Genomic DNA, 11,037 nt, shown 5'->3' on the forward strand with positions numbered 1-11,037 from the left:
CTTTTAGCCTTTGATTTATATTCAATAAAAGTTAAATGTTTCTGTGATCTAAAATAATCAAATTAAACTTACTAGTTGATTTAAAATAATAATTATTTATTACAATGTCTTACAAGGTTTTTTGGCTTTTTTCGCTAATGATAATAAGTAGCATTTAACTTTTGGTGAAATAATAAAACTATTTTGCAAATGAGATTGCTTTTTATTTTTGTTACGGATTAACTAATTAAAAAATAAATAAACTCTATTTAAATAACTATATTTTTATTTTTAAGTGTGCATAATATCCGTAATGTTAATTTTCATCGTAAGGGACGTAAAATATGTTACATCAAGATATGATTAATAAATTGAATGAACAGCTAAATTTAGAGTTTTATTCAGCAAATCTTTATTTACAAATGAGTGCTTGGTGCGACGATAAAGGATTTGATGGTGCTGCTAAGTTTTTGAAAGCACATTCTCGTGAAGAAATGGAGCATATGCATCGTTTATTTGATTATTTAAGTGATACAGGTGCTATGCCTTTACTTGGTGCAATTGAAGCGCCACCATCAGAGTTTTCATCACTATCTGAATTGTTCGATAAAACTTACGAGCATGAAAAACATATTACAGCTGAAATTAATAAATTAGCCCATGTTGCGATGACTACTCAAGATTATTCAACCTTTAACTTCTTACAATGGTATGTTGCAGAGCAACATGAAGAAGAAAAATTATTTAAATCAATCCTAGATAAATTAGCAATGGTTGGTGACAGTGGTAAAGCTTTATTCTTGTTAGATAAAGATCTGAACACATTATCAACATCTGCACATGTTTAATTATTAATAAAATTTCAGATAGTCTAAGTTCATAAATGAATTATTACGCTCTGCTATGAGTGAATAGCAGGGCGTTTTTTATTTCTATCTTATTCCCCTTTCTATTCTTATCTTTTATCTCTTCTATCTCTTCCTTCAGTTGCACTGTCTGTTTTTTATCCGAAATGTATTTTTTGGGTATTATTTATACAGGGTATTTATTTTACGTTTAACTTAATTTGGTTATGTATTGAACTGTTTAGACTGTCAATGTGGGTATTATATTTTTTTGAAGTGTAAAAATGAGTGATATTTGAAACAGAAACTGCTCTAAATAACATATATTTTGAGTGCTAGTTCACAACCTTTTATTTCTAATATGAAGAAGCGGAGATCTTGACGTGAATTTGCTATAAAATATTTCTATAAATAAAAAAATCACCTGTAATTTAAGAGGTTATTATGTCATTAAACACACTTAAGACATCTTGGGGTAAATTATCAGCCATTGCGGTTTTATTCCTAGGTATGTCGTATCAACAAGCATTGGCTCACGCACATTTAAAATCACAGTTACCTGCTGAAGGTGCGGCTATTGAACAGTCTCAAGCACCTAAAGTTATCACGCTAGATTTTTCTGAAGGCATTGAACTTGCATTTAGTAAAATTAAAGTAACAAATGCTGAAGGTAAAGAAATCACGGTAGGAAAACTGAGTTTAGATCCAGTTAACAACACTAAATTATTATTACCTTTAGAAAGTGATCTGGCTGAAGGCAATTATTTAGTTGATTGGAATGTGGTTTCTGTTGATGGGCACAAGACAAAAGGTTCTTATCAATTTAGTGTAAAATAATGACACCTGAAGACGTTTATATTTTATGCCGTTTCTTTCATTTTGTGGCAGTCATGTTTATGTTCGGACTGAGCTTCTCGGCTGCCATTCTTGCAAAAGATAAGTTTATCCCTCTTATTCAGGTTCGATTGCGTCCTGCATTAGCTATCAGTACTATTACAGTCTTCGTTACGACTTATTTATGGATGGCTGTACAATCTGGCATTATGGGAGATGGGTGGGAGGATGCTTGGTCACTTGATGTATGGAAAGCGGTATTAGGCACTTCATTTGGTCAGACTTGGCAATGGCAGCTGATGTTAGCAACTCTTGCTTTAGCTGTATTATTTATACACCAACGTTATATTCGTAATTTCTCTTTATTAATAATTGCGTCAATTATGTTGATCCTACATGCTTCTATCGGACATGGTGCTATGTTTACAGGATCAGAAGCAACCCTTTATAAAGTTAATCAAAGTATTCATCTTATTAGTGCTGCGTATTGGTTTGGCGGTTTGTGGCCATTTGTTGCATGTTTACAATTTTTGCGTAATAAAGATGAACTTGCAGAAGGGATGATCAAGCCTATTATTGGCACAATGAAGAGATTTTCACTATTTGGCCATATTGCTGTTTTATTAGTTATCATCACGGGTATTATTAGTGCTGTTATGCTAATTCCTGGGTGGCCTGCAATACACTTATCATCAGAATATCAAAGCATGTTATGGCTTAAAATCAGCTTAGTTGTGTTAATGCTAGGTTTAGCTGTAATTAATCGTTATGTTTTGGTGCCTCATATTCGTAAGAAAAATAATTTTCAATGGTTGCTAATTAATAGCTGGTTTGAACTATTACTTGGAACTATGGTTATTTTTACTGTTGCCATCTTTGCGATTAACTCACCTGTATAGATTGTTATATAATCGTAAAAATCTAATTTATTAAGTGAGATATATACATGAAACGTTTTGTATTAGCGGGAATGTTAATGCTTTTCTCTTTTCAAGCATTCTCCGCACCAATTTCTACTGTGAGTAAGCTTCAATTTGGTGATGATTGGCCGTTTACACGAGAAGAGGTGATGCTTAATTGCCGTGCTGATGGTGCTTGGTTTGTGATTAATCCAGCGACATTAGTTCAGTACCCACTTAATGAAATTGCTATGAAACAGATGGAAAGTGGAAAAGTTAAGGCACAGCTAATTGATATTATTTTACTTCCAGATCCTAACTCTCCTGAAAAGAAAAAATCAGTAGAGGCTATTCAAAGCGCATTTAAAGCACTTTGCGAAAGTAATTAATCAAATGATTAATAATTAAAGGTGTTTTTTTTATTTCTATAGCATTGATTTAATATATAAATTTCACCTGAAATTATTTTTTGAATAGAAAAGAGTGAGCTATTGAGTTGTTTACTGGATCTTTACATATTGTTAGCTAATATTTAACAGTAGGTTGTGAAATAGAAAGGTCTGAGTTAGTTCTCGATTTTTTTGTTTACGCAGTAATCAGTAATTACTTTTTAGCGCACGGCTCACAATGAGCCTTTTCCCTAAGCCAGATAAATGATTTATCTGGCTTTTTTTATTTTATGGCTTTAGCATCTCTTATGCCACTTTTAAGATCCAATGGTGATTTTCTTTGTCATAAGCATGACGATAAAGCAGAATATTTTTATCTTTCAATTGAGCCGGAATGCTCGTGTTTTCATCCCATCCATCTAGTTGCATGCAAAACTCTGTATCATAATCACATGGAATATGAATATAGGTTAATTGATTATCGGAAGAGTGTTTCAAAGTAATATCTTCAATTTCATAGCAAGCAATTTTTAACGTTGTTTTCTTCATATTATAACTCCAGCTTAGGCGATGTTCTGTTGTGTTCCATTGTGTTTTGTTGGTGGCATTTATTGTAAATAATGCTTTATGACCAAACAAAACTAAGCATAGTATAAATGGAATCTATTTCCAAAATATATTTCATAAATAAAAAAAGCGGATCATTTTTTGTGATCCGCTTTAAATAACTAGCAGGAAATAAGGGAAGGATTATCTTATTTTATGGCTTTGGTATCGCGGTTCCCCATTCATCCCAATCTTTAGGCTCTTTTGCATTTAAAATGAAATTCTGTTCCTGCTTCGCTTTTGACTGTAGTGGCGTGGAAGGTGGCGTTGCAAATGTAATACCTCCACGTATAAATTGTTTAAACGTTCCACTTCGTATAACGCCACCTGTTAAACCAAAGGAGAAGTTATATCCAGAAGAGAGCCAGAATTCGGTATTATTTCTAACAAGGTATTGATATTTTTTACTAATTCGAATGTGAATTAAGACTCTATCAGACATGTTTCCTAACTCAAGCCCCGTCACAGCACCTACTTCAAGACCTCGATAATAAATAGGTGTACCAATTTGTACTGAGCCGGCTTCTGTGGCATTTAAGATAAGATTTAATCCATCAAGATAGCGAGAGTCTGTAATGTTAGATGTTTGAAGTTCAAATTGACGATAAACACCACCATTGCCGGGTTCCGCTTTAATATATGGCTGAATAAGGGAGTCTAGGTTATCTAATCCAGACGCTGTTAACTCTGGTGTGACAACAGCAAATCGACTACCTGATCTTGCGAATGTTTTTACGTAATCAGGATAGAGTACTGCTGAAACCGTCACTGCTTTTCTATCTGGCGAGAGGATCAATGATTCAACCTGACCAATATCAATGCCCAAATAACGAATAGGCATGCCTTCAGAAAGCTTACTAGCATCGTAAGTTTTTAAAGTTATTTGAGCACCAATTGCACGAGCACTGGTTTCTGAAGAATAGAGTTTGTAACGTGAGGCATTATTATTGATATTTTCAAAGTTATCAAAGCTGATAGCGCCTTTTAAGGCTCGATTTAATGGTGTTGCTTCAACGGTTAATCCTGAACCATTGACGGAAACTTTTGCCGCACCTTCTGTCCAGAAAACACTCTTTTCCGTAAGAAGGTGGCGATACTGTTTGGATATATAAACGTCAATATCAAATTCATTCATTAATGGCCTGACATCAGTGATTTCACCAACTTGAAATTGATGGTAAAGCACAACAGAGCCTTTTTGAATACCCGGAAGGCTAGAGGCTTTTAACGTTAATGTCACCGGTAGCTCATTACCATTGATACTTGCTTTAGCAAAAAAATCATTGCGATAAAGGCGGTACTGTTCTTTAGGGGTGCCTTTGTTACCTTGAATAAGATGAATACCGCCTTCAAGCCATTCTTGAGGAGAAGCGCCCTGAATATCAATACCATTCAAGCCCATATTGACGTTTATTCGACTATTGGCAACAAACTTACTGTTCTCATAAATATAATGTTTATATTCAGGGGCGATAATAGCATCGAAGATGACACCATCATCACTTATATTACGTTGTATGACTTGGCCAATTGTAATGCCTCTAAAGAGAATAGGTTGTCCTGCATCAACTCCCCAACTTTCTTCACTAGTTAGAGAAAGAATTAACCCATCTTCACCATATATTGCTTTACCCGCCTCAACAGAGGTGGCCGATTGTAAAACAAACTGCTGGTTCTCTTGTGCAGGTTGACTGTTTTCAGGAGAATCAAAGGCTATCGCACCGTTAATTAAAGCAGAAACACTTTCCATTTTAACGGATACACCACTTTTTAAATTAAAATTACCTTGGAATCCTGAGACATTCCAAAAATGGCTATCTTGACGAATTAAGTGTGCATATTGTTTATCAATACTTAATTCAATAAAAACACCTTGGTTGTCAGGACGAATTGCGTAGCTATAAACTTTCCCAACGGGAACTTGGCGGTAATAAACTTGAGAGTCAACATTGAGTGATCCCAGCTTATCAGCTGTTAAGGTAATTAATTGCTGGTTTTTATCGATATTTGCTTGAGGGCGAACTTCTTGAGCAATAAATTTAAACTGCTTTTCACCATCGCCGGGTAGCATACTGATGTAGTTACCACCTACTAAGGCATCTAGTCCTGATACACCTGATAGGCTCGCTTTAGGTGTAACAAGCCAAAATTGTGTATTCTTCCGTAATGCGGTGGCAAGGTTTTTTCGTACATCAGCTGTAACAATAACTCTACGTAAATCATCACTTAGGGTGACATCTTTAACTATTCCCACGTCAACGCCTTGATAGCGGATCGGAGTTCTACCAGAGACAATCCCTGAAGCAGATTGAAAGTCAATCGTAATTTGTACGCCTTTATCTTGCCAATGTTGGAAAAGCAACCAACTTGCAATAAAAATGGCGATAACAGGAAGCAGCCAAAATGTTGAAATTCTACGCTTGCGGCGTATTTGGGCTTGTGTTTCCTGAACGTCGTTTTCTTCGTGTTGCATAAGTATCCCATAGTAAACGACTATCCAACCATTCAACGGCAAGGATAGTAAGAATAACCGCAGTACCAAAATAAAAAGCTGCTGGACCCATTGTGAACGTCATTAGTTGATCTCGATTAATTAATGACATCATCAGTGCGATCACAAAGAGATCAAGCATTGACCATCGTCCTATCCAAGAGACAAAACGGTATAATTTCATACGAAATAGAGGGTGAGTGTGAGAATTAAAATGAATACTCAACAATAGACCCAACATAATAATAATTTTGAAAAAAGGCACAAAAATACTGGCAATAAAAACGATAATAGCAATAGGGGTATTACCTGAATTTACCAGGGCAATGACGCCAGAAAAAATGGTATCTTCGGTGCGTTGACCATTTAAATAAAAAATAGAAATAGGCAATAAATTTGCAGGTAATAATAAAATAATCGCTGCAATTAATGCAGCCCATGTTTTCTGCAAACTCAGTGGTTGTCTTGGCGTGTAGCAAGATTTACAACGTGGGCAATGTGTCGAAGGTATTTTTTTAAAATGGTAATGGCAAGCATGGCATGTTGCAGTGCTTCGCTGGATCTCTTTTTGTGGATAAAATTGTTGCCAAAGTTGGTCCATATTAATGTTAATCAGCATCAATAAGCTCAGTAGCATTAGAGAAACAAAAGCAATTAATCCATTGCCAATATAAACCGTGGCGTAATCACCTAACTTTATTGTTGCAACACCCAGTCCAATCAAATAAACATCTAGCATTACCCATTCTTTTAATTTGCCAAGCATTAAAAGTACCGGGCGTAAATTTAAACGTAAACGCGCACCCAAATGAAGATACAAAATAGCAATAGGAAGGCTGAGAGGGGCGGCGACAGCACAAAAGAGAACCATAGTTGCAGTAAGAGGAGAGCCTTGCTCTGACATCATACGAATACCATCAAGCACATTGGCTGTTATCATGGTACCCAATAAATGGATTTTGATTAATGGTTGAGTAAATGCAATAGATGCCAGGATTAGCATTGTAATCGACAAAATGAGTAAACGAGTTAAAGACCAATCTCGATAAGAGGCAAGCTTAGCTTGGCAACGTGGACAGTACGCATCTTCTCCACGCTTAAGCGCAAGAGGGAGTGCCACAAGATGGTCACATTCTTGGCAGCGTATTGATTTTGTTTCTTTAATTGCGATATTGTTCTCTGTGTCGCTCATTAATTCGCCTAAGTTAGCTTTCTTAAGAGTTATCGTTTGATTAAGCTAAAAAAAAGTACCTATACTCAATGGTTCACAAGTTATCATTTTTATTATATTTATGCCTTTCATTTTACAATAATAAGTGTCTGATTTTTTTTGTAGATATTAAGGGAGTATTATCGTTTTTTTACCCAATTCTTGAAAATGGAGTATTCAACCTCAAGATAAAATAGGCTAAATTACGAGTATGTTATCTATTTTAGTTATGTAAATAGGGTTTAATGATGCCAAATTCGCTTTTTTATCAGGAACTCACTGATAATTTGTCAGCCTTGTTGTCTGGTGAAAATGATCTTATCGCATCACTTGCTAATACCAGCGCACTTCTTTTCGAGAAGTTAGATACGATAAATTGGGTAGGGTTTTATCTTAATGATGGTGATTCATTAGTTCTTGGTCCATTTCAAGGTAAAATTGCTTGTGTCAGGATAGGTTTTGGGAAAGGAGTTTGCGGAACTGCATACTCTGAAAACAGAATTTTAAGAGTGAATGACGTTCATCAATTTAGTGGACATATTGCTTGTGACAGTGCAAGTCAGTCTGAAATTGTTCTACCTCTAGAGGTAAATGGACAAATTATCGGCGTTCTCGATATTGATAGCCCTATTTTTAATCGTTTTGATAAAAAAGATGAAAATGGGCTTAAAGCGTTGTGTGACGTGCTCTGCGAGCATTTAAAAACTTGTCATACAGCAAAATATTGTGAATTTTGTGTAAGTTAACAGGCGTTTGCCATAGAAATTGTTGGCAACACTATTATAATGTCGCTTGTTCATGCCTGCGCTGGTTGGCAAAACCGTTGTAATCAGGAAATTTCATGGAAAATCAACCTAAGTTGAATAGTAGTAAAGAAATCATCGCTTTTTTAGCTGAACGTTTCCCTAAGTGTTTTATTGCTGAGGGCGAAGCTCGTCCTTTGAAAGTTGGCATTTTTCAAGATCTTGTTGAAGCTCTAAAAGATGAAGCTGAATTAAGCAAAACACAGTTACGTTCCGCATTACGCTTATATACCTCAAGTTGGCGCTACCTTTATGGAGTTAAAGAAGGGGCAAAACGTGTCGATTTGGATGGTAATGACTGCGGCGAGCTGGAAGCTGAGCATATTGAACATGCTCGTACACAATTAGCAGAAGCCAAGGCGCGCGTTCAAGCTCAAAGAGCTGAACAACGTGCTAAAAAGCGCGAAGCTGAAGGTGATAAGGAGACCAGTAAACGTCCGGCAGCGAAAAAGCCAAATAATACGCGTCGTCAGACACCTAAAGAAGGTGAAAAACGGCAGCCTCGTCCTCAAAAAGCGGCTCAAGCTCCTCGTAAAGCACCACGCCAAAATACTGAAAAGTTAATTCCAGTAACAGACACATCAGTTCTTACTGTTGGTCAATCGCTGAAAGTTAACGTTGGTAGTAGCGTGATGAATGCGACAGTGCTAGAGATAGCAAAAGAGGGTGTACGTGTACAATTGCCTAACGGTTTGGCAATGAATGTACGCACGGAACATTTAAAGTTCTGATACGGAGGCCAACCAGAGCATGAACAAACTTTTAAATGTGGCTTTTGCAATCGGATTAACATTAGCAGGTACTTCTGTTGTGATGGCTGAGAAACCAGCCACTCCAGCAATGGCAACTATTGATCAGTTACCCGAATTAAAGCAAGAGCCACAACACTCTACTGTGAGCGAACGAGTTACCTCTCGTTTTGAGCGTTCTCATTATCGCCAGTTTTCGCTAGATGCGAGCTTTTCTGAAAAGATATTTAATCGTTATCTCAACTTATTAGACTATAGCCACAATGTATTGCTTGCGTCTGATATTGCCCAATTTGATAAAGAAAAAACAAAAGTGGGTGAATACCTGAAAAAAGGTGAGCTTCAACCTCTTTATGATCTCTTCAATTTAGCGCAAAAAAGACGTTTTGAACGTTTTCAATACGCGCTAGATCGTATTAATAAGCCAATGGATTTAACCGGTCAAGATAAGTTTGAGTTAGATAGAACGAAAGCGCCATGGCCTCAAACTCAAGCTGAATTAGATAAGCTTTGGGATGAAAAAGTTAAATACGATTGGTTAACACTGAAGTTATCTGAAAAAACAGACAGTGAAATTAAAGAAACGTTGACTAAGCGCTATAAAGCCGCTTTGCGTCGTCAAACACAAAGCCAAAGTGAAGACGTTTTTCAAATTATTATGTCGGCATTTGCCCGCGAAATTGATCCTCATACCAGTTATTTATCGCCAAGAAATACAGAAGCATTCGATTCTGAAATGAGCCTTTCTCTAGAAGGCATCGGTGCTGTATTACAAATGGATGATGATTATCCTATGATCAACTCGATGGTGACCGGTGGGCCGGCCGCAAAAAGTAAAGAGTTGAAAGTTGGTGATAAAATTATTGCTGTAGGTCAACAAAATAAACCGATGGTAGACGTTGTCGGCTGGCGACTTGATGATATAGTTGCCTTGATTAAAGGTCCGAAAGGTAGTCAAGTTAAGTTGGAAGTCATCTCTGATGAAAAAGGCGCTAAACCAAGAACAATCACGATAGTGAGAGAGCAGATCCGTTTAGAAGACCGAGCTGTTAAATTGACAGAAAAAGTCATCAATGGTGATAAAGTCGCTATTTTAGATATTCCAAGCTTTTATGTTGGTTTAACTAATGATGTAAAAACTCAATTGCAAAAAGTAGCAAAAGATAATGTTTCGTCATTAGTTATTGATTTACGTGGTAACGGTGGTGGAGCTTTAACTGAAGCTATTTCTCTGTCAGGATTATTTATTCCAAGCGGTCCTGTGGTGCAAGTTAGAGACAATAATGGTCGTGTGCGACAAGATTTTGATAGAGATGATGTTGTTTACTACAAAGGCCCACTAGTTGTTATTGTAAATCGTTTTAGTGCTTCAGCTTCTGAAATTTTTGCGGCTGCCATGCAAGATTATGGGCGTGCTTTGATTGTTGGTGAACAAACCTTTGGTAAAGGAACCGTTCAACAATATCGTCCTCTAACGCGAGTTTACGATCAAATGCTTAGCCCTGATTGGCCAGGTTTAGGTTCAGTACAATACACTATCCAAAAATTCTATCGAATTAATGGTGGTAGTACTCAGCTTAAAGGGGTAACACCTGATTTATTATTACCAAGTTTTGATAGTGCTGAAATGGGCGAGAGCTTTGAAGATAACGCATTACCTTGGGATAGTATTTCTCCTGCTAGTTATCAGCTATCTGAATATTCAGACAAATTGAAAACAGCGTTAGCGCCATTAACGGAGCTGCACACTAAACGTATTGCAAGCGACAGAGAATTCTAATACATCTTTGATGATATTCAACGCTATAATGACGCTAAAGCAAAAGGTGAAGATAAATTCGTTATCTTAAATTTTGCTGAAAGAGAAAAAGAAAACAAAGAGCTAGAGACCATTAAATTAAATCGCATTAATGAGCGTTTTAAATTAGAAGGTAAGCCTTTGTTAAAATCACTTGATGATTTACCTAAGGATTATGAAGGGCCAGATCCTTATTTAGATGAAACTGCAAAAATTGCAGTTGACCTATCAAAAGTACTTAAGCCGAAAAAATTATTAAATTAAGTTATCAGTTATAAAAACGGATACTTAAAAAAACCCCCAGTAATTGACTATTCAACTACTGGGGGTTTTTATATTTAATTATATTAAGATATAAAAAAGGTTTTACTAACCAATGTTTATCAAGTGAGTTACTAGATGTGTTTTAAATAAATTAGTTATGTTTTTTGGCT

The 11,037-nt window shown here is 36.2% G+C and carries 9 protein-coding genes and 1 pseudogene; 7 read left to right on the top strand and 3 right to left on the bottom strand.

What is annotated here, in order from left to right; genetic code table 11:
• Positions 1 to 323 precede the first annotated feature (323 nt).
• From ftnA to JEP40_RS18650, 4 genes are all read left to right on the top strand, one after another.
• Entirely contained in the window at positions 324 to 827 is a 504-nt protein-coding gene (ftnA, locus tag JEP40_RS18635; RefSeq protein ID WP_072070414.1) for a non-heme ferritin, read from the top strand.
• A gap of 441 nt (positions 828 to 1,268) precedes the next feature.
• Entirely contained in the window at positions 1,269 to 1,661 is a 393-nt protein-coding gene (copC, locus tag JEP40_RS18640) for a copper homeostasis periplasmic binding protein CopC (RefSeq protein ID WP_109408636.1), read from the top strand.
• A complete protein-coding gene (copD, locus tag JEP40_RS18645; protein WP_198624764.1) occupies positions 1,661 to 2,557 on the top strand; it encodes a copper homeostasis membrane protein CopD in 897 nt (298 codons plus the stop codon). Before copC ends, copD begins: the two co-directional genes overlap by 1 nt.
• A gap of 47 nt (positions 2,558 to 2,604) precedes the next feature.
• Entirely contained in the window at positions 2,605 to 2,946 is a 342-nt protein-coding gene (locus tag JEP40_RS18650; protein WP_198624765.1) for a YebY family protein, read from the top strand.
• Between the two features lie 306 nt (positions 2,947 to 3,252).
• On the opposite strand, the gene JEP40_RS18655 is transcribed toward JEP40_RS18650, so the two are convergent.
• From JEP40_RS18655 to yebS, 3 genes are all read right to left on the bottom strand, one after another.
• Complete coding sequence (locus tag JEP40_RS18655) at positions 3,253 to 3,495, bottom strand: DUF1480 family protein (RefSeq protein WP_072070409.1); 243 nt, start codon at positions 3,493 to 3,495, stop codon at positions 3,253 to 3,255.
• Positions 3,496 to 3,706: 211 nt separating this feature from the next.
• Positions 3,707 to 6,025: a PqiB family protein gene (locus tag JEP40_RS18660; RefSeq protein ID WP_198624766.1), complete on the bottom strand. Its 2,319-nt coding sequence runs from the start codon at positions 6,023 to 6,025 to the stop codon at positions 3,707 to 3,709.
• Positions 5,967 to 7,235 carry a membrane integrity lipid transport subunit YebS gene (gene yebS, locus JEP40_RS18665; RefSeq protein WP_198624767.1) on the bottom strand — a complete coding sequence of 423 codons (1,269 nt, stop codon included), beginning with the start codon at positions 7,233 to 7,235 and terminating at the stop codon, positions 5,967 to 5,969. The genes JEP40_RS18660 and yebS overlap by 59 nt, the downstream gene beginning before the upstream one ends.
• 266 nt (positions 7,236 to 7,501) lie before the next feature.
• Here yebS and JEP40_RS18670 point away from each other — a divergent pair, with 266 nt between their 5' ends.
• The 3 genes and pseudogenes from JEP40_RS18670 to prc all read left to right on the top strand — a co-directional run bounded on the left by JEP40_RS18670 (position 7,502) and on the right by prc (position 10,867).
• Positions 7,502 to 7,999, top strand: a complete 498-nt coding sequence (locus JEP40_RS18670; RefSeq protein ID WP_198624768.1) for a GAF domain-containing protein — start codon at positions 7,502 to 7,504, stop codon at positions 7,997 to 7,999.
• A gap of 95 nt (positions 8,000 to 8,094) precedes the next feature.
• Positions 8,095 to 8,787, top strand: a complete 693-nt coding sequence (gene proQ / locus JEP40_RS18675; protein ID WP_166541393.1) for an RNA chaperone ProQ — start codon at positions 8,095 to 8,097, stop codon at positions 8,785 to 8,787.
• A 19-nt stretch (positions 8,788 to 8,806) separates the two neighbouring features.
• Positions 8,807 to 10,867: pseudogene (prc, locus tag JEP40_RS18680) on the top strand (carboxy terminal-processing peptidase).
• Positions 10,868 to 11,037 lie beyond the last annotated feature (170 nt).

This window comes from Proteus vulgaris, assembly GCF_016239305.1.
GTDB lineage: Bacteria > Pseudomonadota > Gammaproteobacteria > Enterobacterales > Enterobacteriaceae > Proteus > Proteus vulgaris_C.

Excerpts from the sequence above, each read along its gene's own strand:
- ftnA (WP_072070414.1), top strand. The coding sequence starts at position 324 with ATGTTACATCAAGATATGATTAATAAATTGAATGAACAGCTAAATTTA.
- copC (WP_109408636.1), top strand. The coding sequence starts at position 1,269 with ATGTCATTAAACACACTTAAGACATCTTGGGGTAAATTATCAGCCATT.
- copD (WP_198624764.1), top strand. The coding sequence starts at position 1,661 with ATGACACCTGAAGACGTTTATATTTTATGCCGTTTCTTTCATTTTGTG.
- JEP40_RS18650 (WP_198624765.1), top strand. The coding sequence starts at position 2,605 with ATGAAACGTTTTGTATTAGCGGGAATGTTAATGCTTTTCTCTTTTCAA.
- JEP40_RS18655 (WP_072070409.1), bottom strand. The coding sequence starts at position 3,495 with ATGAAGAAAACAACGTTAAAAATTGCTTGCTATGAAATTGAAGATATT.
- JEP40_RS18660 (WP_198624766.1), bottom strand. The coding sequence starts at position 6,025 with ATGCAACACGAAGAAAACGACGTTCAGGAAACACAAGCCCAAATACGC.
- yebS (WP_198624767.1), bottom strand. The coding sequence starts at position 7,235 with ATGAGCGACACAGAGAACAATATCGCAATTAAAGAAACAAAATCAATA.
- JEP40_RS18670 (WP_198624768.1), top strand. The coding sequence starts at position 7,502 with ATGCCAAATTCGCTTTTTTATCAGGAACTCACTGATAATTTGTCAGCC.
- proQ (WP_166541393.1), top strand. The coding sequence starts at position 8,095 with ATGGAAAATCAACCTAAGTTGAATAGTAGTAAAGAAATCATCGCTTTT.